Source organism: Aeromonas sp. 604282, assembly GCF_049170575.1.
In the GTDB taxonomy this organism is placed as follows: Bacteria; Pseudomonadota; Gammaproteobacteria; order Enterobacterales; family Aeromonadaceae; genus Aeromonas; species Aeromonas veronii_A.
On the sequence record NZ_JAAKMV010000002.1, the window covers coordinates 90,334 to 114,489 of the forward strand.

The window sequence follows — 24,156 nt, forward strand, 5'->3', positions numbered from 1 at the left end:
GCCAAAAGCGGCGGGTTAATAGCCAAAAAAACCAGATTGAATAGTGGTTTTGGCAATACCCATAAAGGGGTGAGATGAGTGCAGGAATCGGAGACAAAAAAAGAAAGGAGGCCGCCCTGACGGGCGACCGACACAGCCTTGGCGTGTTTCGCCGTCAGCAGATGTGGCAGGCGATCTGGTGTTGTGCCATCAATCGCGTCAGCTTTTCCGGTGGCTCCTGATCGGTAAAGAGGGCGTGGATCTGGCTGAGATTGCCCAGGTTCACCATAGCATTGCGACCGAACTTGGTGTGGTCGGCGGCCAGGAACACCTGACGGGAGTGGGCAATGATGGCCTGGGCAATCTTCACCTCGTGATAGTCGAAATCGAGCAGGGAGCCGTCGTTATCGATCCCCGAAATCCCGATGACGCCATAGTCCATGCGAAACTGACCGATAAAGTCGCGGGTCGCCTCCCCCACGATGCCGCCATCGCGGTTGCGGATCTCGCCACCGGCAATGATGACGGTGAAGTCATCCTTCGCCGTCAGGATGCTGGCCACGTTGAGGTTGTTGGTGACGATACGCAGCTCACGGTGATCGAGCAGGGCGCGGGCAATGGCTTCGGTGGTGGTGCCTATGTCGATAAAGAGCGATGAGCCGTCGGGAATATTGGCCGCAACCTCGCGGGCGATGCGCTCTTTCTCCTTGAGTTGCATCACTTTACGGGCGCTGTAGGCGGTATTGACGGTACTCGAATGCAGGGAGGCACCGCCATGATGGCGCCGGATCTTGTTCTGTTCGGCGAGATCGTTCAGATCCCGGCGAATGGTCTGGGGGCTGACGTCAAAGTGGGTCACCAGATCGTCGGTCGAGACAAATCCCTGCCGCGTCAGGACGTCCAGTATCTCCAGATGTCGTTGGGTTTGCTTCACGCTTGCACTCCGATGATGAAACGGAAAAAGGCCCCGGCAGATGCGGGGCCTTTTGGCAGTTTACCTGATCCCCTTTGGGATCAATAAGCTGAGGATCACGTTTTATGCCTTATGGGCAGCCGCTTTCTTGGCCGCAACGGCAATGTTCTCGTGCTTGAGGGTCATCGCCAGCAGGATTATGGAGAGCACACAGGAGACGGTCAGCACCATGAAGCCGCCATCCCAACCGAAGTGGTCAACGGTATAACCCAGCATGGCGTTGGCTGCCACGGCGCCGCCCAGATAACCGAACAGACCGGTGAAACCTGCCGCAGTACCGGCAGCTTTCTTCGGTGCCAGCTCAAGAGCATAGAGGCCGATCAGCATGACAGGGCCGTAGATCAGGAAGCCGATAGCCACCAGCGCCATCATGTCGATGGTCGGGTTGCCGGCCGGGTTGAACCAGTAAACCAGCACAGCCAGGGTCACCAGCACCATGAACAGGATACCGGCCGGGGCACGGCGGCCCTGGAACAGCTTGTCAGAGATCCAGCCACACAGCAGGGTGCCCGGAATACCGGCCCACTCGTAAAGGAAGTAAGCCCAGGAGGAGTTGTCGACGGTGAAGTGCTTGGCCTCTTTCAGGTAGGTTGGCGCCCAGTCCAGTACACCGTAACGAATGAGGTAAACGAAAGCGTTGGCAATGGCGATGTACCACAGCAGTTTGTTGTGCAGCACGTACTTGACGAAGATCTCCTTGGCGGAAAACTCCTGCTCGTGGCTCTCGTTGTAATCCTTCGGATAGTCGTTCTTGTACTCCTCGATGGGAGGCAGGCCGACCGATTGCGGGGTATCACGCATCACGAAGAAGGCGATCACCGCGATGCCTGCCGCCGCTGCCGCAGGCACATAGAAGGCGCTGCGCCAGTCGTTGAACCAGCCCATCCCCAGAATGAACAGCGGGCCAATCATGCCGCCGCCCACGTTGTGCGCCACGTTCCAGACCGCAACCACTTCGCCGCGCTCTTTCTGTGACCACCAGTGCACCATGGTGCGACCGCAGGGCGGCCAGCCCATGCCCTGTGCCCAACCGTTCAGAAACAACAGCACGAACATAATGGCGATGCTGGAGGTGGCCCAGTGCATGGTACCCATCATGAACATGATACCGGCCGACAGCAGCAGACCGGCGGAGAGGAAATAACGGGCATTGGAACGGTCGGAGACGTTCCCCATCAGGAACTTGGACAAGCCGTAAGCAATGGAGACCCCGGAGAGGGCCAGACCCAGATCGCCGCGAGAGAAGCCCTGCTCGACCAGATAGGGCATCGCCAGACTGAAGTTTTTCCGTACCAGATAGTAGCCGGCATAACCGAAGAAGATCCCGAAAAACACCTGCCAACGCATGCGTTTGTAGAATGGGTCGACCTTGTCAGCCGGGAGCCTGTCGATATGTGCCGCAGGCCTGAAGAGACTAAGCATGTTCTGCTTCCTTATTGTTGTTATGGGCGGTTGAGGATGCCCTGATCATTCCGACGAATCATGTGAGTCCATTGATTCGTAAGCGAGCCAATTGTGCTCATATACGCTCATTTAATCTGTGATGCATACTCAAATATTGCAGTTTTATTACAAAAAAAAGCTCCAAATGAGCAATTACTCAGCAAGCTCTATCCCTTGTGCAGCAAGGGATAGGGCTTACCCAATAAGTGGTATTTACTAGCAATTGAGTTGCTTTACGTCACATTTTCTTAGCAATGAGTGGGATCTTGTCCACATTTCCCATGGCGGGGGGATGGTGAAATTAACGGGAAGGGTTATTTTCTCTCACGACCGATAACGAGCGAAAACGAGCACATCGTTTGCGCAAGACACAAAAACAACAAGGAAACGTTTTCGGCAACAACGGATAGACACAAAAAAGATAAAACAGAACATCAAGCCTCTACGGGTGGATATAAGGAACAACGTTATGAGCATACAAAGACCCAACACTCTGCTTGGCGAGTGCATCGCCGAGTTTATCGGAACCGGCCTGCTGATATTTTTCGGCGTCGGATGTGTAGCGGCACTGGTGCTGGCAGGCGCCAACTTCGGGCAGTGGGAAATCTCCATTACCTGGGGTCTGGGTGTGGCCATCGCCATCTATGTGACCGGCGGTATTTCAGGTGCCCACCTGAACCCGGCTGTAACCCTGGCGCTGATGACCTTCTGCGGTTTCGACAAGCGCAAGGTGGTGCCCTACATCATCGCCCAGATGGCCGGTGCCTTCTGCTTCGCGGCCCTTGTCTACTTCCTTTATGGTAACCTTTTCACCCAGTGGGAAGTGACCCATAACGTGGTGCGCGGCAGCGTCGAAAGCCTCGGTACTGCCGGGATCTTCTCTACCTACCCCAATGCCCTGCTGACCAACATGCAAGCTTTTGCCGTCGAGCTGGTGATCACCGCCGTGCTGATGCTGGGCATCATGGCGCTGGGTGACAACAACAACGGCGCTCCCAAAGGTTTCGCCGCCGCCCTGCTGATCGGTATCCTGATCGCGGTGATCGGCGCCTCCCTTGGCCCGTTAACCGGTTTTGCCATGAACCCGGCCCGTGACTTTGGTCCGAAACTGTTCGCGTTCTTTGCCGGCTGGGGTGATGTTGCCCTGACCGGTGGTCGTGACAACCCCTACTTCTGGGTTCCGATCCTTGGCCCCATCGTTGGCGCCCAGATTGGTACCGCTCTGTATGTCAAAGTGCTGGCTCCCTGCGTCCCGGGCAACCGTGTCGTCACCACCGAGCAAGCGACCCAAACCGCCAAAGAAGAGGCTGCCGCATAAGAGCGGCCCCCTCCAACGTATAAAAACGTGGAAAATAGAAACGTGGAGAACATCATGTCTGCTGAAAAGAAATATGTCGTCGCCCTGGACCAGGGAACCACCTCTTCCCGCGCCATCGTGTTTGATCAGGATGCCAACATTGTCGGTACCTCCCAGCGCGAATTCACCCAGCACTACCCGAAAGCGGGCTGGGTAGAGCACGACCCGATGGAGATCTGGGCGACCCAATCCTCCGTCTTTACCGAAGTGCTGGCCAAGACCGGCCTGCGCAGCGAAGAGATCGCCGCCATCGGTATCACCAACCAGCGTGAAACCACCGTTGTCTGGGAAAAGGCCACCGGCAAGCCCATCTACAACGCCATCGTCTGGCAGTGCCGCCGCACCGCAGCCATCTGCGAAGAGCTGAAAGCACGCGGTCTTGAAGAGTACGTCCGTGAAAACACCGGTCTGGTGCTGGATGCCTACTTCTCCGGTACCAAGGTGAAGTGGATCCTCGATAACGTCGAAGGTGCCCGCGAGAAGGCAATGAACGGCGAGCTGCTGTTCGGCACCATCGACACCTGGCTGGTCTGGAAGATGACCAATGGCGAAGTGCACGTCACCGACCCGACCAACGCCTCCCGTACCATGCTCTACAACATCCGCGAGCTGAAGTGGGACGAGAAGATGCTGGACGAGCTGGGCATCCCCATGTCCATGTTGCCGGAAGTGAAACCCTCTTCCGAAGTGTACGGCTACACCACCCGTGGCGGCGGCTCCCGCATCCCCATCGCCGGTATTGCCGGTGACCAGCAGTCTGCCCTGTTCGGCCAGCTCTGCTTTGAAAAAGGGATGGCCAAGAACACCTACGGCACCGGCTGCTTCATGCTGATGAACACCGGCACCGAGCCGGTTCGCTCCAGCAACGGCCTGCTGACTACCGTTGCCATCGGCCCGAAAGGGGAAGTGAACTACGCGCTGGAAGGTGCAGTGTTTATGGGCGGTGCCACCATCCAGTGGCTGCGTGACGAGCTGAAGATCATTCACGATGCCCGCGATACCGACTACTTCGCCTCCAAGGTGGGTGACACCAACGGCGTCTATCTGGTGCCGGCCTTCGTCGGTCTGGGCGCCCCCTACTGGGATCCGTATGCTCGCGGCACCATGGTCGGTCTGACCCGTGGCGCCAACCGCAACCACATCATCCGTGCTGCGCTGGAATCCATCGCCTATCAGAGCCGCGATGTGCTGGATGCGATGCAGCAGGACTCCGGCATCAAGCTGGCAGCGCTGAAAGTAGACGGCGGCGCCGTAGCCAACGACTTCCTGATGCAGTTCCAGGCTGACATGATGCACACCCCGGTGGTACGTCCGACCCGCATCGAGACCACCGCCATGGGTGCCGCCTTCCTGGCTGGCCTTGCAGTCGGCTTCTGGAAGAGCTCGGACGAGCTGGAAGACAAGTTCAGCGTGGACCGCGAGTTCATCCCGCAGATGGACCGAGACGATCGCGCCAAGCGCTACAACGGTTGGAAGAAGGCTGTCGAACGCTCACGCCGCTGGGCAGAAGAGGAGTGATCGGATAACCGTTCCCAGTTGACCTGAAAAACGAGAGAGGCCGACACTCATGTCGGCCTCTCTTTTTACCTCTATATTACCTCCCCATCCCCTGTCGATATCCACTTATGCTCTCGGCACAACACAATTGAGTTGTTTATCTATAATTTGCTTCTGGGTCGCATCTGCGACCCGTTTTTTACAGGAGCTAGGGATTATGGACAGAGCGATAAACCGATTTTCAATTAACTTCCTCTGGTCAGGACTCGGGATCAGAACCCGGATCCTCTCCGGTGTCGCCATACTGATGGTCATCGCCATCAGTTGTATCACCCTGATCCTGGAACAGATCTCCCACACTCAGGCGCAGCAGCGGGTCGAGCGCTATGAGCTGCCAAGCAGCGTGGATCGCATCGCCAACCAACTCACTGCCGAGCTGACCCACCACTTGACCGAAGCACAGGCACTGGCCAGCAACAGCTTCGTCATCGACTGGCTGGCTCAGGGTATGCCTGCAGCAGAGTGGCCCAAGATGGAGCACTACTTTCAGGCACTTCAACAGCGCATTGGCGGCAATGTCTTTATCGCGCCGATCCAGACCAATGCCCTGCTCAACTTCAACGGCGGCCCCACCGCCCAGAAAGCGCTGAACGAAGCAGACCCGAAAGATGAATGGTTCTACGGCTTTCTCAAGCGCAGCAAACCCTATGAGCTGAACCTCGATATCTCGGATTTTGACAAGCGCGCCTCCCTCTATATCAACACCGCCGTTACCCACGAGGGCAAGACCCTGGCGGTGGCAGGCACCTCCATCGACATGAGTGCCCTGAGCAAACTCATCAGCGGCTACCGGATCGGCAAAAGCGGTCAGGTCTATCTGGCAGACATGGAAGGTAATATCGAGATCCACCCCGAGCAGGAGCAGGAGGGGGCCGCCCACCACCAGCAATCCTTCCTCGATACCGTCAAACAGCTCACCCCCAACGCCCGAGAACAGGTGGCCGTAGAAGCGCTGACGCTGGAGGGGCAAACCTACCTTATCGCGGTACGCTACATCCCCACCCTCAACCGGCTGCTGATTGGCGAGATCAATGGCGCCGAGCTGGAAGAGGGATTACATGAGTCACGCCAGCTCATCATCATGGTGTCGCTCGCCATCGGCGGGCTCGCCATGCTGGCCTCAGCCTGGCTGGCACACTCCATTAGTCGCCCCATTCGTCAGGCTGCCGATGGCATGCACCATATCACCGCCGATCGGGATCTGGCGACTCGCCTCGACTTCTCGGACGAGTCTGAACTGGGGCTGATGGCCCAAAGCTTCAATCGGCTGATCCAGAGCTTGAACCAGAGTTTCTCCCGCTTCCAACAGTCGGGCAGTGCCCTCTCGGCCCAGTCATCGCAATCCCTCCATCAGGCACAGGCGCTGGCAGGAGAAGCATGCCAGCAAGCCCAGAGCATTCAGGAGTTGACCAATGTGGTTGCTACCATCGGCAGCAATGCCGAGCAGATCGCCAGCCGCTCGGAGGGCGTCAACGAGGTGACTCGGCGCATCGCCAGCCATATGCTAAGCATCGAACAGGATGTAACCCAGAGCGCCGCGCAACTCGACAGCTTGCGCAGCAGCATCGGTAGCTCCTCGGCATTGCTCGATGAGGTAGTGAAAGACAGCAACAACATCACCCAGATCATGAATCTCATCCGCGATGTCTCGAACCAGACCAACCTGCTGGCCCTCAATGCGGCCATCGAAGCGGCCCGTGCGGGGGATATGGGACGGGGCTTTGCAGTGGTGGCCGACGAGGTACGCCAGCTGGCAGTACGCACCCAGACCGCCACCAAGGATGTGCAGGATCTCATCTTGCGCCTGCAGGAGGGAACCCGACAGGCCAGCAGCTCGATGGCCGACTCCCGCACCCAGAGTGAAGAGGGATACAACCGGATGAATCAGGCAAGAGAGGTGCTGGTTGATGCCACCAGCCAGATCAATCAGGCTGCACTCGAGATCAACGAGATCAGCGCGCTGGCCCAGTCCCAGAATCAGCAGATGGGGCAAGCCAGAACGGCGCTTGATGAGCTCGCCATGGTGGCCGAACACCAGCGAGAACACGCGCAGGAGAGCAATGCTGCCAGCCGCGAACTGTTCGAACTGGCCAAGGCCATCGACGAGCAGATCCGCCAATACCGGATTGGCTAGGCCCGGCACTTCCCCCTCTCCCTCTCAATAACCAAAACGCCACCACAGGGTGGCGTTTTCATTTTGCAAATCATTTTGCCTGCCCTCTCGAAACGGGAATGACGACAATACTCGTAAGGCATTGATAATTAACATTAAACAATGTGGAATGACCATTGCTTAGTGATATCAGACTCAACAGAGGGATATCGCCATGAAACCGACCACCACTCAAGCGCCCGTAGCCCACGTCGTCACTCAAAAAGAGACACTGACCCCCCGCGAAGGCACCTTCCTGATGATGGTGGCCCAACTGGTGGTGCTCACCTGCATCGTACTGGCCGCCACCGTCGGCGGCCTCTCCTGGCAGTGGACCCTGCTGCTGGCCATTCCGCCGGTGATCGGCGGTGCCCTGCTCAGCCGGGTATGGGGCAAACTGCCCCAGTAACTCCGCTTCACCTCACACACCTTCCCGAACAGACGGCCGACCCTCAAGTCGGCCGTCTGTTTCTCTGCCGCCTGGCTGATGCTGATTGGCCGCAACGAAGGCGCGACTTGTTCTTCGCCAAGCAAACCGCAGCGACGAACCGTTCAAACAAACCGCACAAACCAACCTGCACTACAGGGTATGGCTGCCCAGCTGATCTTTGAGAAAATCGAGCCAGACCCGCAGCCGGATATCGCGCTGGGCATCGGAATAGAAGACCGCATTGATGGGACGCGAGGCGCCGCTGTTGCTGCGCGCCAGCACCTCCACCAGCGCGCCGCTCGCCCGATCCGGCCCGGTCATGAAATCCGACAGACAGACAATCCCCTGCCCCGCCAGCGCCAGCTGACGCAAGGTTTCGCCGCTGCTGGCACGCAGAGTGGGGGTGATGGCAAAGCGATCCCCCTGCTCGGCAGTGAGCAGCGGCCAGTGGTTGAGGTGATCGGGATGCAAAAAGCCAAGCAGCTCATGACCGCTCAGCAGATCCGCCGGTTGGCGCGGGGTGCCGCGCTCGCGCAAATAGGCGGGAGAGGCCAGCAGCCGCAGCCGCGAGCGGCCCAGCGGCAGCGCGCGCAGGGAGGAGTCGGTCAGCTCGCCGATGCGGATGGCCATGTCCACCCGCCGCTCCATCAGATTGATAAAGCCCTCCGAGCTGTGCAGCTGCAGCTCGATGGCAGGGTAGCGGCGGCGAAACTCGCCGATGATCGGCACCAGCCGATGCAGAATAAAGGGGGTAGCGGCATCGACTCTCAACACCCCTTCGGGTTGTTCCCGGCGCATCAGCAGATGCCCCTCCGCCTCGCTCATCTCGGTCAGGATCTTCACCGCCCGCTTATAGAACCAGCTCCCCTCCTCGGTCAGGCTGACCCGGCGGGTGGTGCGATTGAGCAACACGGTTGAGAGTTTCTCCTCCAGCCGCTTGATGCCACGGCTCACCACCGAGTTGTCCATGCCGAGGTTCTCCGCCGCCTGGCGAAAACTGCCCGCCTCCACCACCGCCACAAACAGGGTCAGTTCATCAGAATGGGTCTTCATTACTGTTATCCGGACAAGAGTAATGGGCCTTTATAGGCGCAGCTGCTATGGATTAGCAAGCGTGTGGTGAGGCCTGTGCTTTTTCTACAGAGAAAGAACGTGACCGCGAGCCCACATCATGCTCGTGATTTATCTGTACAATGCAGCCCAAAAGGCACCGTATGGCACTATTTATTTCACAAGGATGGATAACATGACATTTGAAGAGCGGCTGGCCGCCGCCCATCAGGAGCTGGCAAACAAAGGGGTATGGCATTCCAACTACAATCCCCCCTTGTTCTGGTTGTTGCGCCAACTAGGTTGGTCTGTCAAACCGCCTCAGTACGAGGGCTGGCTAACCAACTTTCTGGTATTTGGCATCGGCCTTGGCCTGATCTGGAGCATTCTGTTGTGGTTTTTCAGCTGGCAACCCTTAGAGATAGACCCACTATTTGCCCTACGCCAGACAGCCCTGTTTGCCGGATTAACAGGCATCATCATGGCGAGTCTCTTCAGGCTACGCTCCAGGCAGCTTAAACTGACCCCTTGGGAAAGATTGCCATCCTCGGCAACAGATATCACAAAGCAACCGGATTGATAATCCGTTGGCATTGTTATGAAGCAGGAGTTCTGGGCACATTATTGCCTTTGCCCGTCAGAAATCAGGTTGAAAAGAGCCCCTCATTGGAATGAGGGGCATGACAATCTCCTGCTACATCCCCATGGGCCACTGCAATACATATACCCAGAACAGCAAGAGAGCCGTCCATGCAAACAAGAACGCCATGCTAAACGGCAACATTAATGACATTAATGTGCCTAACTTGGCATTTTTGTCATAGTCTTGCGCCGTCGCCAATATAAGCCCCAAGTAGCCAAACAGTGGACTAATGATATTGGTTACCGAGTCACCGATTCTGAATGCAGCTTGGGTCACCTCCAAAGGTATATCTACATAGAACAGTGATGGTATAAGCACTGGCGCCATAAGGCTCCACTGAACAACAGGTGAACCCATAAAGAGATTGAGGAACGCACAGAGAATAACAACCAGTAGCAAAATGAATGCAGGATGCAATGACAGATCTGCAACCATGTTGCTCATCGACATGGCCAACACGCCTGAAAGTTGGCTTAACTTGAATATATATATCAGCTGGGATGCCACAAAAATAATCAGCAAAAATAATCCTAGCTGACTTAAACTCTTTTGGCATGCCTTGATGAGATCTTGCTCACCCCGAAAACTACCAGATAGATAACCGTAAGTTAAACCACTCAAGCCAAAAGTAATAGAAATAACTATTGGTAGACCACTAATGATCTCGCTGCGAGCGAGTTGCTGCCCTTCATTGGGTGCCAGCCAATTCCCCGGCACTGCCGCCGATAAAACAAAGAAGATGATCGCAGAAAGAAATACGCTACCAGAAGCCAGCATGGCCCTGTCATTTTTCTTATTGCAGGGAATATCATGGCTAATTAGATGACTATCAGTAGCATCATTATCAATTAGCCAATGCTGCCGTTTTTCTACTACCATGATAGAAATACAAGACCCCACTGCGACTAATAGAAGGACACTGGCACTCATAAAAAAGTAATTCGCCAATGGGCTAACACTGTATTCAGGATCGATGAGCTGGGCTGCCGATGTAGTGATACCAGCAATCACCACATCATAGGTTGTAATGAATATAGTTGCATGCGTCCCTCCCGCGACACCGGCAAAAGCCGTTGCAAGTCCGACCAAGGGTGAGCGACCCGCAGCCTGATAGGCACGGCACGCCAGAGGTATCAAAACAATATAACCAACTGCGCCAACCACATTCGAAACTATCCCCAGAGCCATAATGCTGATGGTCAGTTGCCATTTTCCAGTTTTATTTACTAACCGTTGCACCGAGTAGCTAATCAATCCGGAAGAGTCAGCAAGCCCGATACCAATCGTCGCTATAATGACTATGCCCAAAGGAGGGAAGTTAATAAACTCTTTAACACTGCCACCAAGCCATTCTCGAATACCGGCCAATGACAGCATATTATGAACGTACTGAGTGTTCTCGCCAGGCAGGGTGTAAGAGAGTTGTGCTTTGGCAGCAATAAAAGAGACGACCATGACTATCAAAGATAGCCAAATGAACAAGAACACCGGATGGGGAAGTCGATTTCCCCATCGCTCAATACTATCAAAAACAGACCTTTTCATGGTTTTAGAATTCATAATTAATGCCGGTATAATAAGTTCTTCCCTGAATGACCTCAGTGTACGTATCCGGGCTGGACACATCTTTATTCATCAGGTTGTTAACCCCCATCTTCAGTGCCACTCCATTGGCAAGGTCGTAACTCATGCCAAGATCCAGGGTGGTATATGGATCAGACACATCATTATTGCCAAGCTCGCCACGCACTTCACTACGATAATGCAACCGAGTGAAAATATTTAATGCATAGTTAGCATACCATGTCGCCTTGAGCGAAGCTTCATGCTCTGACGTACCAACCAGTCTGTCTCCGGAATAATCATCTTTTGCATCAAGATATGTATATGAGGCATCCAGACCAATATATTCCCATTGATGCGTAGCAGACAGTTCCAAGCCTTTCAGAGTGGCCTTGTCTATATTGACGAAGGTGTAGTCACCATTTTTTTTCTTTGCTTGTTGAATAATGTCATCAACCTGATTATAGAATACTGTTGCGCTGGCTAACGTAGTACCATTGGTATAATACATCCCCAATTCACTGAATGTGCCAGTTTCTGCTTTCAGGGCCGAGTTACCATAAATGTTACAGCGACCGCCGCAGCCAGGAGCTGCATAATATGGGGATATTTGAGCCAGGCTGGGTGCTTTAAATGCCGTCCCCACCCCAGCTTTCATACTCCAGTTCTCAGCTACCCCTTGGGTGAGATAGCCACGGTAGGTAAACTCGCTGCCAAACAATGAATCATGATCATATCGCCCACCCAGGGTCAAGGTAGTTGCGTCAGTCAATGCATGATTGGATTCAACGTAAGCTGCAGAACTCTTTCTGTCTGCGGAGCCCCCCTTAAAACTAATATTGTCTACTTTGGCATTGCGGGTTTCAGTGCCAAACGTGATGTCATATTGATTGAACGATAATATGGCTTTGGCATCACCACCATAATTATGCTCAGTACTATTTGATGTGAGGAGATCATACTGGACATCAAAGTCACTGTAATAGAGATTGGCATCGATGTTCAGTCGTGAGGATTGGTAGCCATATCCTAGCGTGTAGCTTTGCAGACGGCGTTGCTGTTCATAATACCGATTGTTGAACATCGCAGTACCCAACTGCTCTTCATTGGATAGCTGAATATCAAGCGCTAATGAATGCTGGTCATTAATAGCAAGATCGAAGGTATTTACCAAGTTGTAGTTTTCTTGCGCGCGACGCTTGGTCGCATCAGGGTAGTCAGCATAAAATGACTCGGCGATATCCAGATAGTTGCCATATACGGTATAACTCAATGCATCGTTGACAGGCATGGAGTAATACAATCCATAAACCTGGCCATTACCACCTCGATCACCCTGGTTGTATTGCCCTTCAACACTCATAGCCCCTTCAGCAGCACCATTGTGTTTGCGCGTTATCACATTCACAACGCCCCCCATGGTATCGGCACCGTAAAGGGTAGACATCGGGCCACGAATAACTTCGACTCTATCAACGGCTACTGTAGGGGTAAGGCTTAATGCACTGTCACTGCCACGCCAAAGCGCTTCTTTGGTATAAGAACGGCGACCATTCAACAACACTTGCGTGTAATCATTGCTCAGGCCACGAATGCGAATGCTACGGGAACCATTAGCCTGGGTTGATATATTGACGCCCGGAACATCGACCAACAGATCACCGACATCCCCCGTCATTTGATATTTACTCTGCTCCTGGCTATCGATCAAGGTCATGGTTGCAGGGGCTTCAAGAAGATTTTTTTCCTTTCCGGCGGTTGCTGTTACCACCATGGTTTCATCAGCAATATTCTCGGCAATTGCAACATGTGCAGGAAGTATCAGTGCACTCAATATGTAAGGCGTTCGGACTTTTAGATTATTTATATTCATTTTAAGTGATTTATTATACGACAAATTGCGCATTATAATGGAAATTATTATCATTTTGCATTGTTTTTCATTACTGATATTCATGGGTGATTAAAAAACGGCTTTATGACCCAAATCAGCCTATTAGTCGTTACTTCCTCTATCCCGGATTACCGGTGTCCTTTTCTCAACCGTTCCTGCCGCCTGATACGCCTTATCATTGCTGCTGATTTGGCAAAAGTAATTTGCTGTTGCCATCATTTTTGCCAACAAAACCCATCGGCATACTGGCGCCATTCTCCCGTCGGGAGTCCCTAACCAAGGAGTTGTTATGCCACTGGCGTTATTTGCCCTTACCTTAAGTGCCTTTGCGATCGGCACCACTGAATTTGTGATCGTGGGGCTTATCCCCACCATAGCCGAGCAGCTCAATGTCTCGCTTCCCTCGGCGGGCCTGTTGGTCAGCCTCTATGCCCTTGGGGTTGCCATCGGCGCCCCTGTGCTCACGGCGCTCACCGGCAAGGTGCCGCGCAAGTGGCTGCTGGTAGGGCTGATGGCACTCTTTACCGCCGGCAACCTGCTGGCCTGGCAGGCCCCAGGTTACGAGAGCCTGATCGTGGCCCGCATCCTCACCGGACTGGCGCACGGGGTCTTCTTCTCAGTGGGCAGCACCATTGCCACAGGCTTGGTCGCCAAAGAGAAGGCGGCGAGCGCCATCGCCATCATGTTCAGCGGCCTCACCGTGGCGCTGGTAACCGGCGTACCGCTCGGCACCTGGATTGGTCAGGTCTTTGGCTGGCGTGAAACCTTTCTGGTAGTAAGCCTGCTCGGCCTCATCGCCATGGTGGGCAGCCTGCTGCTGATCCCGGGCAACCTGCCCAAGGGGGCAGCCTCGACCATCCGCGAGCAGCTTTCGGTACTGACCAAAAAGCCGCTGCTGCTGGTCTACGCCAAGACCGCCCTCGGTTATGGCGGCGCCTTCACGGCGTTTACCTTCCTCGCCCCCATCCTGCAGCAGGTGAGTGGCTTTAGCGCCGGTGCGGTGAGCCTGATCCTGCTGGTCTACGGGGTATCGGTTGCCGTCGGCAATATCTGGGGCGGCAAGCTGGCCGACAAGATGGGTCCATTGCCGGCGCTGAAGCTGCTGTTTGCCGGTCTGGCGCTGGTGCTGCTGGCCCTCACCTTCACCGCCCCCCATCCGGTGCTGGCCGTGCTCACCGTGCTGGTGTGGGGCGCCTTTGCCTTCGGCAACGTGCCGGGTCTGCAGGTGCTGGTGGTGAAACAGGCCGAGCTGCACACCCCCAAGGTGGTGGATGTGGCATCGGGCCTCAATATTGCCGCCTTCAACGTCGGCATTGCGCTGGGATCTGTGGTTGGTGGTTTTGTGGTAGAGCACCTCGGCCTGATGCACACCCCCTGGATCGGCGCTCTTATCGTGCTGCTGGCCTACGGGCTGACCCATGTCAGCGAGCGACGCGAAGCCCTCCGGCTCGCCGCCTGTCAGGCATAAGCTGCGCCAGCAGGCGTCACGCAAGGGCGTGGCGCCTGCTGCAATCGGTGCGGCAGGCTTCTATGCTGTGACACAGCGCCAACCCGTCAACTGTTTCAGCAACTTTTTCAGCAACCAAGCCTGTCACCCTCGCATCATTTGCCACGGAGTCTGTTATGAAGGTGCTTATTGTCTATGCCCATCCCGAACCCAAAAGTTTCAACGGTGCCCTCTTCTGCCACGCCATCAGGGCGCTGGAGCAGGCGGGCCACACAGTGATGACCAGCGATCTCTATGCTATGGGCTTTGACCCCGTCTCGGATCGGCGCAACTTCACTGCCGCCAGCGATCCCGATTTTCTCAAGCTGCAACTCGAAGAGCTGGCTGCCACCGAGCAAGGTAGCTTCGCCCCGCATCTGGAGCAGGAGATGCAAAAGCTGGAGGCGGCCGATCTGCTGATCTTCCAGTTTCCGCTCTGGTGGTTTGGCCTGCCTGCCATCCTCAAGGGGTGGGTGGATAGAGTCTTTGCCATGGGGCGGGTCTATGGTCAGGGCCATATATACGAGAGCGGCAAATTTCGCGGCAAGCGGGCGCTGCTGAGCCTCACCACCGGCGGCCCTGCCGAGACCTATCTGCCCGACGGCTTCAACGGCGATATCGACGGGGTGCTGCGCCCCATCCAGCGCGGGATCCTGCAATTTGTCGGCTTCGACGTGCTGCGCCCCCATATCTGTTATGCCCCGGTGCGGGTCTCGCAAGAAGAGCGGGAAGCCTGGCTCGCCCAGTGGGCCGAGCGCCTTGGCCAGATTGAGCAGGAGTCCCCCATCGCAGTCGGCCGCTACCAGTAACAGCTGCCCCCCACAGCACAAAAACAGCGAGCGGCCCCCGGCCGCTCGCTGTTTTTCACGCTCTGTCGTTATGGTTTTTGTTATCCGTTGGCGGGTCTTATGCCGCCTGTTGCACGCCTGCTTTGCCGGTCACCGCCCGCTTGAGCCAGTAGTCGAGGCTGACGTAGCGGCCCCCGCCGTAAACCAGCAGCACCAGCAGCATCACGAAGTAGGTGGCGGCAAACTCCATCCCGTTGTTGAGCATCACGGGGTCCCCGAGCTCGGTGATGTAGTTGTAGCGACCGGGGAAGTTGGCGGCCAGCCACTCGATAAAGCCGTTGAGGCGCACAGTGGCCTCCATGCTGCCAGTAGCGATGGCGTCCCAACCGTGCTTCCAGTGCACCATGGCGCTCGCCACGCTCATCAGGAAGATGGTGGGAATGGCCATGATGCGGGTAAAGAGGCCAAGGGCGATGCAGATGCAGCCCAGCACCTCGGTACCTGCCGCCAGAAAGGCGAGCAGGGTCGGGAACGGCAGGTTGAGCCCCCCTTCCGAGACCGGGGCGCCAAACCAGGCGACGGTGCCAGCAAAGCCCACCACCTTGGAGTGGGCCCCCACATAGATGACCGGAATGAGATAGAGGCGAATGGCCAGCAGGGCCAGAAAATCGAGCCGCTTGCACTGGGCCACCGCCCGCTCGTACCACTGGATCAGGGTGTTGTTCATGGGAATTCTCCTTGGTGTTTGCTAAATGGGGGCAAGGGCGCGCCAGACTGGCGCTCGCCAACGGACAAGATCAGCAGACCCAGCCGGTAAAAATGGCGTGCCCACCCTGTCAGATCAAAATCACGGCGAACCTGTTGCACCTGTTGCTGGAACGCGGCTTGAGTGATCCCAGGCTGCTGTTGCAGCAACTGGATCAGCGCCACATCCCATTCGCGCAGCCGCTGGGTCACCACCTGATGATCCGGGCTGCGAAACAGGCCATAAAAGTGGCTGCCCTGCCGGGTCGGCACCACGCCGCTGCGACGGATGGCAAAGGGGAGTTCAAGCAGTTGCAGGGTGGGATTGAGCAGAAGTGGACTCTCCGCCGTCACCTCAACCCCCGATATAACTTGCGGCACCACCCCTTCATCAATCTCGACACAGAGGCAGGCCCACTCATACTCCAGCAGCGCCAGCCGCTGCCTGGGCCAGTTGAGGGTGCCTTCGCGGTGGCGATGCTGCACATAGCGGACAAACTCGGTGGCGATATGGTGAAACTCGGGGGCCTCGGCGCCGTGCGCGATGACAAACCCCTCCACCAGCAGCCCTCTGTCCACCGGCGCCCAGTGAGCGTGGGTGAGCGCAAAGGCGCTCTCCAGCACCGACTCCACATTGGCTCGCACGCTGCGGGCATAGTGGCTGGCGATGCCATCCTGCGGCAGCCGCACCCGGCTCGCCAGCCAGGCGGTCTGCTGCTGCATCCGCTGCGGCGCCGTTTTGGACGTGCTGATAAGAGATAACCGTCTATCCATAGCGCACCTCCCGCACCTGACTGTCGATCGCCTCGCAACAGGCGCCGTGCACCCGTGCCAGCTCGGCCTCCAGCTCTGCCAGCGGTGGTAGATGGTGATCCCGCTCCAGCAGCAGGGGGCGCAGGCCATGGGTCTGCACCGTATAACGGGCCAGCGCCACCACCGCCTCGCACACCGGTTTGCCGTGGGTATCTAATAAAGTGCCATCCGCCTCTTCCAGATGACCGGCGATATGGAAATAGCGGATCGCACTGCCCGGCAGCCCGGCGATCATCCGCTTGGGGCAGTAACCGTGGTTGCGGCTGTTCACAAAGACGTTGTTGATATCGAGCAGCAGCTCGCAGCCGCTGCGCGCCACCAGCTCGGCGAGAAAATCCTCCTCCGGCATCTCGTGGTCATAGCCGTGGTAGTAGGAGATATTTTCCAGCACCAGCGGGCGGGCCAGCGCATCCTGCACCTGCGCGATCCGCTCGGCCAGATAGGGGATGTTCTCCCACTGCCGCGGCACCGGTAGCAGTTCGTAAAGATACCCCTGCTGGTCGCGGGAAAAGCTCAAATGCTCGCTGTAGATCTCTATGCCGAACTCATCCAGAAAGGTGCGGATCTGGCTGAGCAGGGTGCGATTGAGGGGCTGGCAATCGCCGAGGGAGAGGCTGAGGCCGTGGGCCACCAGCGGGTAACGCTCGGCCAGCTGATGCAGCTGCGCCCGCTTGGCGCCGCCGATGGCCATCCAGTTCTCCGGCGCCAGCTCGAGAAAGTCGATGCCGGGGCGGACGGGGCCGGAGCAGAGCGCATCCAGATGCTCCTGGCGCAGCCCGATCCCCCGACTGCGGGAGCTTATTGGCCGCATACCCCCTCCGTCATCTTGCTGCCCTTGCTGGATGTATTGCCATCAATCCCCTCGCCCGCCACGCCACACTTGCCATCGCGAGCGCGCACCAGCCGCCCCTGCGGATCACTGTCGAGGGCCTGCTTTTCAAAGCGCTTCTCGGTGCCGCACTTGCCCGCCGCGCACTTGCCGCCGTGCTGTTCGCTGGGGGCGGCCTTGACCGGTGCATCGCTCGGGGTGGCCGCCAGCGCCAGTCCCGGGGTCAGGGCAATCAGGCTGGTCATGGCGATGGAGAGGGTCAGTTTGTTGGTTTTGTTGCTGCTTGAGTTACTCATGAGCGGACTCCTTGACGGATGAAACGGGGTAGCTGGAGAGATCGCGGGCGGCCACGATCTGACCGTGGAACTGCTGTTTGACGATGGCCATCGCCTCTTTCTTGTGATTGAGGCCAACCCCCATCCAGTGGTTGAGCACCAGCAGCTTGGGGTTCACCTCGGCGGCAATCTTGGCCACCACCGACGGCTTGGCGTGAAGCGAGGCGGAGACAGGGTCGGCCCCTTCGTGGATGGCGAGCGGCATCACCAGAATGTCGGCCCCCTTGGCAAACGGCACAAAGGCCGGGTTGCTGCCGTTCTGATCCGCCGAGATAACGATGGTTCCCTCGGCGCTCTCGATGCGATAGGCCAGACAGGGCACGTCACCGTGAGGGATGCCGAGTGCGGTGATGGTCAGCCCATCCTGCTGATAGACGGTGTGGGGCTGCGGGCTCTGGTAGGGCACATCGTGCAAGGTGATGGGGAAGAGGCCATCGGTGCCATCCTTGAAGCCGCTCAAGTAGGCATAAGCGCCCTTCTCCTTGTTGAAGAGGGCATCAAAGTAGCCGCTCATGCTGGGGAAGGCCGAGCCGGCTTGTGGCCCCGCCAGATCCAGCGGATCGCTGCGCTCGAAGAAGTAGGCCCCCTTGAGCAGGGCGGGCAGGTCGGTCACATGGTCGGTGTGAAAGTGGGTGATGCCGATAAAATCGACCTCTTCGAGCTTGGCCCCCGCCTGGCCGAAGCGCAGGTAGACGCCGCCACCGGCATCGATCAGGATGCGGGATTTCCCCTTCCACCAGATCACCTCGCTGGAGGAGGCACGCAGGTCGTCGGAGATGGGGCCGCCACTGCCGAGCACCTGCAGGGTGAAGGTTTTATCCAGTGGCGTCAGTTGTACCGGTTCGGCACAGGCCGGGGCGACGGTGAGCGCGCACCCGATGGCCAGCGCCACCGCTTTCAATCTCTGTTTCATCACAATTACCTGTCGGTTGGTTGTCGGTTGAAAGTGTGTCGTTTGTGTCGTTTAAAGAGGGGAAGAGAGGGGCCGATGGCGACGAGTGAAGCGCCAGCCACCGGCCATCGGGAGGGGCGCGAGCCCCGCCGTCAGTTACCGTCCCGTTCGTCCGCCTGCCAGCGCGCTTCCAGCCAGAGCAGGTTGCACAGGCCCAGCAGCAGGGCGAATCCGAGGCCCAAAATCCAGGTGAAGTACCACATAGCAGATCCCTTGAGGTCAGTAGAGTTGATGGCTGTCGCGCTTGATGCGGGCACGGTCGAGCTTGCCGCGCACCACCCGATAGACCCAGCCGGTGTAGCCCAGGTTGACCGGCATCAGCACCAGCACGAGGCCGAACATGATGGCAAGGGTCTTGTAGCTGGAGGTGCTGTCCCACAGGGTCAGGCTGCTGACCGCATCGAGGGATGAGGGCAGCACGAAGGGGAACAGGGCGATGGCCACCGAGCAGAGCATGGCGGCGCAGGCGATGGCGCTGGCCAGCAGCGCAATCCGGCCCCGCTCCAGCCAGGAGGCAATCCCGCTCACCAGCGGCGCCAGCGCCCCGATGATCGGCACCAGCCACAGCAGCGGATAGTCAAAGTAGTTGCGCAGCCAGCCTCCGGCGTGGGGGATCACCCCCTTCATCAGCGGGCTGATGGCAGCATTCGGGTCAAAGGGTTGTGTGCCGACACCGGTCAGCTGAAACCCTTGCAGATCCACCAGATGCCAGCCGGCCAGCAGGTAGCAGAGGCTCACCAGCGGGGCCAGCAGGATGGCGATCCCCCGTGCGCGCAGCGCAGGGGTGCCGGTCACCTTGGCTTGCAGAAAACCGGCGCCGTGCAGCAGCAACAGGCTGATGGCGGTGGCCAGCACCGAGAGCAGCCAGCCCCAGTGGAAGTCGAACGCGCCATAGTGCAGACGCAGCGCCGTGTCGAAGCGAAACGGCAGCCCCTCCATCACCAGACCGATAGCCGCACCGAGGATGAGCGCCGGTATCAGGCCACCGGCCACCAGCGCCCGATCCCACCAGCGGCGCCACACCGGATCGGCCAGCTTGCTGCGATAGTCAAAGCCGACCGGACGCAAAAATAGCCCGAGCAGCAGCACCACCATGGGGATGTAAAGCCCCGAGAAGGCGGCGGCATAAACCAGCGGCCAGGCGGCGAACAGGGCACCGGCACCGGCAATCAGCCACACCTGATTACCCTCCCACACCGGCCCCACGCTGTTGATCACCAGACGGCGGTCATCGTCATCTTTCGACACCACCGGCAGCAGCATGGCGATGCCGAGATCGAAGCCATCCATCACGATAAAACCGACCATCATGAAGAGCACCAGCGCCCACCAGATGAGTTTCAGGGTTGCGTAATCCATCAGGCGATCCTCGCAAGTTCGGGTTGTTCACCGCTGTAGCGGCCGGTATGGAGAATGGCGGGCCCCTTGCGGATCACATGGCGCAACAGGAACAGCTCCACCACCAGCAACAGGGTGTAGATGGAACAGATGGCGATGAGGCTGAACCAGAGTTGGCCCGGCTGAAGCAAAGAGACCGAGGCCGAGACCGGCAGCACGTCGCTGATGGTCCAGGGTTGACGGCCAAGCTCGGCCACCAGCCAGCCCGCCTCGATGGCAATCCAGGGCAGCGGAATGCTCCAGAGCAGGGTCTTGAGCAGGCGCGGTGAGTCTTGCAGCCGGTTGCGGCAGAGCTGGACAAAGCTCACTACCATCAGCCCCAGCATGGTGACGCCAAGCCCCACCATCACCCGAAAGCCCCAGAACAGCGGTGCCACCGGCGGGATGGAGTCATCGACCGCCTTGGCAATCTCTGCCTCACCGGCCTTGGCGATATTGCTGGCATAGGGGGTCAGGAGCATGCCGTAGCCGAGATCCTTGCCGTGCTGCTCGAAGCGAGCGCGGTTGGCCGGGCTGTCATCGCCCCGACGGATCTGGTCGAGGGCCTCTGCCGCCACCATGCCGCTGCGAATGCGTGCCTCGTTCTGCACCTTGATATCCTTGAGGCCGGTCACCGCCTCGTCGATGGAGCGGGTGGCGATGATCCCCATCAGATACGGGATCTTGATGGCGGCATGGGTGGTCTGCGCCTGCTGATCCGGGAAGCCGAACAGGGTAAAGGAAGCTGGTGCCGGCTCGGTCTCCCACTCCGCCTCGATGGCGGCGAGCTTCACCTTCTGCACCTCGCCGGTGCGATAGCCCGACTCATCCCCGAGCACGATGACCGAGAGGATGGCCGCCAGTCCGAAGCCGGAGGCGATGGCAAAAGAGCGCAGGGCAAACTGCACCTCGGTCTTGCACAGCAGATACCAGCTGCTCACCCCCATCACAAACATGGAGGCCGCCACATAGCCCGCCGCGACGGTGTGAACGAACTTCACCTGCGCCACCGGGTTGAACAGCACGGCGGCGATATCCACCAGCTCCATGCGCTGGGTCAGCAGGTTGAACTCGGCCCCCACCGGGTTTTGCATCCAGCCGTTGCCGATCAGGATCCAGAGCGCCGAGAGATTGGAGCCGAGCGCCACCAGCATGGTCACCAGCAGGTGCTTGCCGCGGGAGAGCTTGTCCCAACCGAAGAAGAAGAGCCCCACCAGGGTCGATTCGAGAAAGAAGGCCATCAGCCCCTCGATGGCCAGCGGGGTACCGAAGATGTCCCCCACATAGTGGGAGTAGTAAGCCCAGTTGGTGCCGAACTGAAACTCCATGGTGATCCCCGTGGTGACCCCCATGACGAAGTTGATGCCAAACAGTTTGCCCCAGAAACGGGTGATGTCCTGATAGATCACCTTGCCGGTCATCACATAAGCCGACTCGGCGATCACCAGGATCCAGGACAGCCCCAGCGTGAGGGGCACAAACAGGAAGTGGAACAGGGCCGTGGCGCCAAATTGCAGGCGAGACAGGCTGACCACGTCATCCGGATTGATCATGCGTCACTCTCTTTTGTTGTATTTGCCTTGCACGTTTCGTGCGTGACAAGTACATCACGGAGCATGACACCTATAACAGATGCAGTTATATTGAATTACACCTATAACAGTTGATCCAGATCATGTCCCTTTACCAGCAGTTGGCCGACCGCCTGCAAAGCCAGATTGACGATGGCATCTGGCAACCGGGGGAGCGCATCCCCTCCATTCGCCAGAGCTGCAAGACCCACGGGCTCAGCCCCATGACGGTGTTGCAGGCCTATCAACTGCTCGAAAGTCAGGGGCGGATCCTCGCCCGCCCCCAGTCCGGCTACTACGTCAAAGCCGCCTCACCACAGGTCGTGCAGCACACCCCGAGCCAGACCCACTACAGCGGCTCGGTGGATATCAACGATCTGGTGTTCGAGGTGTTGCAGGCGAGCAAATCGCGGGATCTGGTGCCCCTTGGCATGTCGGTAGCAGACCCTACCCTGTTCCCCCATCCCCAGCTCGGGCGGGCACTGGCCAGCTGCATGCGCAAGCTCGATCCCTTCAGCACGGTGGCCGACCTGCCCCCCGGCAACGAAGCGCTGCGCCGCGCCATCGCCCAGCGCTACGCCAGTGACGGGGTGGCGGTCAATCCGCAGGAGATCATCATCACCACCGGCGCCATGGAGGCGCTCTCCCTCAGCCTGCAGGTGCTGACCGAGCCCGGTGACTGGGTGGTGGTGGAGTCCCCCACCTTCTATGGCGCCCTGCAGGCCATCGAGCGGCTGAAACTCAAGGCGGTGGAGATCCCGGTCATTCCGGGGGTAGGCATCGACCTCGACCTGCTGGCCGACGCCCTCACCCGCATTCCGGTCAAGGCGTGCTGGCTGATGGGCAATGTGCAGCACCCGCTGGGCCACACCATGCCGGATGGTCACAAAGCGCAGCTGATGGCGCTGCTCAACAGCCATGGGGTGCCGCTGGTGGAGGATGACGTCTATGCCGAGGTCTACTTTGGCCGCGAACGCCCCAAGCCGATCCGCCACTGGGATCAGCGTGGCGACAGCCTGCTCTGCAGCTCCTTTTCCAAGTGTCTGGCGCCGGGCTTTCGGGTCGGCTGGGTGGTGGCGGGGCCCCATGCCGAGCGGGTGCAGCGGTTGCAACTGATGTCCACCCTCTCCACCAATGTACCGAGCCAGCTGGCGCTGGCCGAGATGCTGCGCCAGGGCGGGGTCGATGCCCACTTTCGCCGCCTGCGCCACACCCTGGCCCAGCGCCAGCAGCAGATGCGAGCGGCCCTGCAACGGTTGTTGCCGGACGAGGTGCGGATCTCCTCCCCCGATGGCGGCTACTTTCTCTGGCTGGCACTGCCTGCCCATTTCGACAGCCGCGCCCTGCACGCCAAGGCTCTGGGCAGCGGTTTTTCAGTGGCCCCCGGCGCGCTCTTCTCCAGTCAGGGGCAACACAACCACTGCCTGCGCCTCAACAGCTCCCATCCCTGGAGCGAACAGCTGGAGCAGGCCCTCACCCGACTGGCCGCGCTGATTGCCGCGCAGCTCGGTGAAAAGTAACGAGGCAAGGAGCCGCTGGCGAAACGAACAAAGGCCCGCAACGGGCCTTTGTAGTTGGGGAGTGACGCGCCTTGGCTCGCCATCAGAAACTGGTTATCTGGCCATGATCTGCGACTGCACCTTGAAGCCCAGCGCCTCGTAGAGCGCTTTGGCACGCTCATTGAAGGCCATCACCTCCAGCCGGATTTGCTGAGCATCACGGGCCTTGGCCCACTCATCGCAATGGGCGATCAGCGCCTTGCCAATCCCGCGGGAGCGGTGCTGCTCATCCACCACCACCGAGCCAATGCGGCAGATCGGCGCACGGGTGAGAAAAGGCACGCTCTCATTGATGTCTATCCGCGCCGTCAAAAAGCCCACCACCCTGCCATCCTGCTCGGCAACGCAGAACAGACGCCCTTCGGCGTCAATGGCATCGAGCAAAAATGCCCGCTCCTCTGGTGACGGCGGGCAGAACACCTCGGGATAGTGCTGATGGTGGAGCTCTCCAATCTGCCGGTTCAGCTCGACAATGGCGTCGATATCCAGTTCGCTTGCCTTGCGTATCTCCAACGGTTGCTCCTTGCAAAAATGGTGATGGTCCTGCGCCATCTTAGGGGCTGTGCCCCGCAATCCAAATAGGCTCATCCGTATCTTTTGGCGGGCAGCAGAAACAACAACGCCCCTTGAGCGGGGCGTTATCGGCAATCCATGGCGATGA

Annotated in this window: 22 protein-coding genes; 8 read left to right on the plus strand and 14 right to left on the minus strand. The window is 58.2% G+C overall.

Going from position 1 to position 24,156, the window contains the following annotated elements; all coding sequences use genetic code 11:
• Positions 1 to 154: 154 nt before the first annotated feature.
• Together G5367_RS03500 and glpT are read right to left on the minus strand one after the other, a co-directional pair.
• Positions 155 to 913, minus strand: coding sequence for a DeoR/GlpR family transcriptional regulator (locus G5367_RS03500; protein WP_005347045.1), 759 nt, complete (start codon positions 911 to 913; stop codon positions 155 to 157).
• A gap of 102 nt (positions 914 to 1,015) precedes the next feature.
• Positions 1,016 to 2,374 carry a glycerol-3-phosphate transporter gene (glpT, locus tag G5367_RS03505; protein ID WP_005347046.1) on the minus strand — a complete coding sequence of 453 codons (1,359 nt, stop codon included), beginning with the start codon at positions 2,372 to 2,374 and terminating at the stop codon, positions 1,016 to 1,018.
• 490 nt (positions 2,375 to 2,864) lie between these two features.
• On the opposite strand from glpT, the gene G5367_RS03510 reads away from it, so the two are divergent.
• The 4 genes from G5367_RS03510 to G5367_RS03525 all read left to right on the plus strand — a co-directional run bounded on the left by G5367_RS03510 (position 2,865) and on the right by G5367_RS03525 (position 7,870).
• A complete protein-coding gene (locus G5367_RS03510) occupies positions 2,865 to 3,713 on the plus strand; it encodes an MIP/aquaporin family protein (RefSeq protein ID WP_005350866.1) in 849 nt (282 codons plus the stop codon).
• Between the two features lie 54 nt (positions 3,714 to 3,767).
• A complete protein-coding gene (gene glpK, locus G5367_RS03515) occupies positions 3,768 to 5,270 on the plus strand; it encodes a glycerol kinase GlpK (protein WP_005347048.1) in 1,503 nt (500 codons plus the stop codon).
• A 196-nt stretch (positions 5,271 to 5,466) separates the two neighbouring features.
• Positions 5,467 to 7,443, plus strand: coding sequence for a methyl-accepting chemotaxis protein (locus G5367_RS03520; RefSeq protein ID WP_236345166.1), 1,977 nt, complete (start codon positions 5,467 to 5,469; stop codon positions 7,441 to 7,443).
• A 193-nt stretch (positions 7,444 to 7,636) separates the two neighbouring features.
• Positions 7,637 to 7,870, plus strand: a complete 234-nt coding sequence (locus G5367_RS03525) for a hypothetical protein (RefSeq protein ID WP_421243862.1) — start codon at positions 7,637 to 7,639, stop codon at positions 7,868 to 7,870.
• A 171-nt stretch (positions 7,871 to 8,041) separates the two neighbouring features.
• Here G5367_RS03525 and G5367_RS03530 read toward each other — a convergent pair whose 3' ends face one another.
• Complete coding sequence (locus G5367_RS03530; protein ID WP_005347051.1) at positions 8,042 to 8,944, minus strand: LysR substrate-binding domain-containing protein; 903 nt, start codon at positions 8,942 to 8,944, stop codon at positions 8,042 to 8,044.
• Between the two features lie 193 nt (positions 8,945 to 9,137).
• On the opposite strand from G5367_RS03530, the gene G5367_RS03535 reads away from it, so the two are divergent.
• On the plus strand, positions 9,138 to 9,521 hold the full coding sequence (locus G5367_RS03535) for a DUF6404 family protein (protein ID WP_005347052.1): 384 nt from the start codon (positions 9,138 to 9,140) through the stop codon (positions 9,519 to 9,521).
• A 114-nt stretch (positions 9,522 to 9,635) separates the two neighbouring features.
• Here G5367_RS03535 and G5367_RS03540 read toward each other — a convergent pair whose 3' ends face one another.
• Positions 9,636 to 11,144, minus strand: a complete 1,509-nt coding sequence (locus tag G5367_RS03540) for an AbgT family transporter (RefSeq protein WP_421243863.1) — start codon at positions 11,142 to 11,144, stop codon at positions 9,636 to 9,638.
• A complete protein-coding gene (locus G5367_RS03545) occupies positions 11,134 to 13,104 on the minus strand; it encodes a TonB-dependent receptor domain-containing protein (RefSeq protein ID WP_421243864.1) in 1,971 nt (656 codons plus the stop codon). The genes G5367_RS03540 and G5367_RS03545 overlap by 11 nt, the downstream gene beginning before the upstream one ends.
• Positions 13,105 to 13,330: 226 nt before the next feature.
• Here G5367_RS03545 and G5367_RS03550 point away from each other — a divergent pair, with 226 nt between their 5' ends.
• Together G5367_RS03550 and G5367_RS03555 are read left to right on the plus strand one after the other, a co-directional pair.
• On the plus strand, positions 13,331 to 14,509 hold the full coding sequence (locus G5367_RS03550) for an MFS transporter (RefSeq protein ID WP_421243865.1): 1,179 nt from the start codon (positions 13,331 to 13,333) through the stop codon (positions 14,507 to 14,509).
• A gap of 155 nt (positions 14,510 to 14,664) precedes the next feature.
• Positions 14,665 to 15,336 (plus strand): NAD(P)H-dependent oxidoreductase, encoded by a 672-nt coding sequence (locus tag G5367_RS03555; protein ID WP_139411956.1) that lies wholly within the window; start codon positions 14,665 to 14,667, stop codon positions 15,334 to 15,336.
• Positions 15,337 to 15,433: 97 nt separating this feature from the next.
• Here the strand turns inward: G5367_RS03555 and G5367_RS03560 are convergent, their stop codons facing one another.
• From G5367_RS03560 to G5367_RS03595, 8 genes are all read right to left on the minus strand, one after another.
• Positions 15,434 to 16,042, minus strand: coding sequence for a DoxX family protein (locus G5367_RS03560; RefSeq protein WP_041208529.1), 609 nt, complete (start codon positions 16,040 to 16,042; stop codon positions 15,434 to 15,436).
• Positions 16,039 to 16,833, minus strand: coding sequence for a DUF2063 domain-containing protein (locus G5367_RS03565; protein WP_421243866.1), 795 nt, complete (start codon positions 16,831 to 16,833; stop codon positions 16,039 to 16,041). The genes G5367_RS03560 and G5367_RS03565 overlap by 4 nt, the downstream gene beginning before the upstream one ends.
• On the minus strand, positions 16,826 to 17,683 hold the full coding sequence (locus G5367_RS03570) for a DUF692 domain-containing protein (RefSeq protein WP_421243867.1): 858 nt from the start codon (positions 17,681 to 17,683) through the stop codon (positions 16,826 to 16,828). The genes G5367_RS03565 and G5367_RS03570 overlap by 8 nt, the downstream gene beginning before the upstream one ends.
• A complete protein-coding gene (locus tag G5367_RS03575; protein WP_213386993.1) occupies positions 17,671 to 17,997 on the minus strand; it encodes a hypothetical protein in 327 nt (108 codons plus the stop codon). Before G5367_RS03575 ends, G5367_RS03570 begins: the two co-directional genes overlap by 13 nt.
• Entirely contained in the window at positions 17,990 to 18,949 is a 960-nt protein-coding gene (locus G5367_RS03580) for an MBL fold metallo-hydrolase (protein WP_201995463.1), read from the minus strand. Before G5367_RS03580 ends, G5367_RS03575 begins: the two co-directional genes overlap by 8 nt.
• 131 nt (positions 18,950 to 19,080) lie before the next feature.
• Entirely contained in the window at positions 19,081 to 19,191 is a 111-nt protein-coding gene (cydX, locus tag G5367_RS03585; RefSeq protein ID WP_005337572.1) for a cytochrome bd-I oxidase subunit CydX, read from the minus strand.
• Between the two features lie 16 nt (positions 19,192 to 19,207).
• On the minus strand, positions 19,208 to 20,347 hold the full coding sequence (gene cydB, locus G5367_RS03590; RefSeq protein WP_139462118.1) for a cytochrome d ubiquinol oxidase subunit II: 1,140 nt from the start codon (positions 20,345 to 20,347) through the stop codon (positions 19,208 to 19,210).
• The gene (locus G5367_RS03595) at positions 20,347 to 21,918 is read right to left on the minus strand and encodes a cytochrome ubiquinol oxidase subunit I (protein WP_421243868.1); all 1,572 of its coding nucleotides are present in this window, start codon (positions 21,916 to 21,918) and stop codon (positions 20,347 to 20,349) included. Before G5367_RS03595 ends, cydB begins: the two co-directional genes overlap by 1 nt.
• Positions 21,919 to 22,040: 122 nt before the next feature.
• Between G5367_RS03595 and G5367_RS03600 the strand changes: the two genes are divergently transcribed.
• Positions 22,041 to 23,456: a PLP-dependent aminotransferase family protein gene (locus tag G5367_RS03600; RefSeq protein ID WP_115544541.1), complete on the plus strand. Its 1,416-nt coding sequence runs from the start codon at positions 22,041 to 22,043 to the stop codon at positions 23,454 to 23,456.
• A gap of 93 nt (positions 23,457 to 23,549) precedes the next feature.
• On the opposite strand, the gene G5367_RS03605 is transcribed toward G5367_RS03600, so the two are convergent.
• Positions 23,550 to 24,008 (minus strand): GNAT family N-acetyltransferase, encoded by a 459-nt coding sequence (locus tag G5367_RS03605; protein ID WP_421243869.1) that lies wholly within the window; start codon positions 24,006 to 24,008, stop codon positions 23,550 to 23,552.
• Positions 24,009 to 24,156: the final 148 nt, after the last annotated feature.

What these genes read in the sequence shown, in the direction of transcription:
- G5367_RS03580 (WP_201995463.1), bottom strand. Translation starts at nt 18,949, where the DNA reads ATGAAACAGAGATTGAAAGCGGTGGCGCTGGCCATCGGGTGCGCGCTC.
- G5367_RS03560 (WP_041208529.1), bottom strand. Translation starts at nt 16,042, where the DNA reads ATGAACAACACCCTGATCCAGTGGTACGAGCGGGCGGTGGCCCAGTGC.
- G5367_RS03550 (WP_421243865.1), top strand. Translation starts at nt 13,331, where the DNA reads ATGCCACTGGCGTTATTTGCCCTTACCTTAAGTGCCTTTGCGATCGGC.
- G5367_RS03575 (WP_213386993.1), bottom strand. Translation starts at nt 17,997, where the DNA reads ATGAGTAACTCAAGCAGCAACAAAACCAACAAACTGACCCTCTCCATC.
- glpT (WP_005347046.1), bottom strand. Translation starts at nt 2,374, where the DNA reads ATGCTTAGTCTCTTCAGGCCTGCGGCACATATCGACAGGCTCCCGGCT.
- G5367_RS03535 (WP_005347052.1), top strand. Translation starts at nt 9,138, where the DNA reads ATGACATTTGAAGAGCGGCTGGCCGCCGCCCATCAGGAGCTGGCAAAC.
- cydB (WP_139462118.1), bottom strand. Translation starts at nt 20,347, where the DNA reads ATGGATTACGCAACCCTGAAACTCATCTGGTGGGCGCTGGTGCTCTTC.
- glpK (WP_005347048.1), top strand. Translation starts at nt 3,768, where the DNA reads ATGTCTGCTGAAAAGAAATATGTCGTCGCCCTGGACCAGGGAACCACC.
- G5367_RS03565 (WP_421243866.1), bottom strand. Translation starts at nt 16,833, where the DNA reads ATGGATAGACGGTTATCTCTTATCAGCACGTCCAAAACGGCGCCGCAG.
- G5367_RS03510 (WP_005350866.1), top strand. Translation starts at nt 2,865, where the DNA reads ATGAGCATACAAAGACCCAACACTCTGCTTGGCGAGTGCATCGCCGAG.
- G5367_RS03555 (WP_139411956.1), top strand. Translation starts at nt 14,665, where the DNA reads ATGAAGGTGCTTATTGTCTATGCCCATCCCGAACCCAAAAGTTTCAAC.
- G5367_RS03530 (WP_005347051.1), bottom strand. Translation starts at nt 8,944, where the DNA reads ATGAAGACCCATTCTGATGAACTGACCCTGTTTGTGGCGGTGGTGGAG.
- cydX (WP_005337572.1), bottom strand. Translation starts at nt 19,191, where the DNA reads ATGTGGTACTTCACCTGGATTTTGGGCCTCGGATTCGCCCTGCTGCTG.
- G5367_RS03540 (WP_421243863.1), bottom strand. Translation starts at nt 11,144, where the DNA reads ATGAATTCTAAAACCATGAAAAGGTCTGTTTTTGATAGTATTGAGCGA.
- G5367_RS03545 (WP_421243864.1), bottom strand. Translation starts at nt 13,104, where the DNA reads ATGAATATCAGTAATGAAAAACAATGCAAAATGATAATAATTTCCATT.
- G5367_RS03595 (WP_421243868.1), bottom strand. Translation starts at nt 21,918, where the DNA reads ATGATCAATCCGGATGACGTGGTCAGCCTGTCTCGCCTGCAATTTGGC.
- G5367_RS03525 (WP_421243862.1), top strand. Translation starts at nt 7,637, where the DNA reads ATGAAACCGACCACCACTCAAGCGCCCGTAGCCCACGTCGTCACTCAA.
- G5367_RS03570 (WP_421243867.1), bottom strand. Translation starts at nt 17,683, where the DNA reads ATGCGGCCAATAAGCTCCCGCAGTCGGGGGATCGGGCTGCGCCAGGAG.
- G5367_RS03600 (WP_115544541.1), top strand. Translation starts at nt 22,041, where the DNA reads ATGTCCCTTTACCAGCAGTTGGCCGACCGCCTGCAAAGCCAGATTGAC.
- G5367_RS03520 (WP_236345166.1), top strand. Translation starts at nt 5,467, where the DNA reads ATGGACAGAGCGATAAACCGATTTTCAATTAACTTCCTCTGGTCAGGA.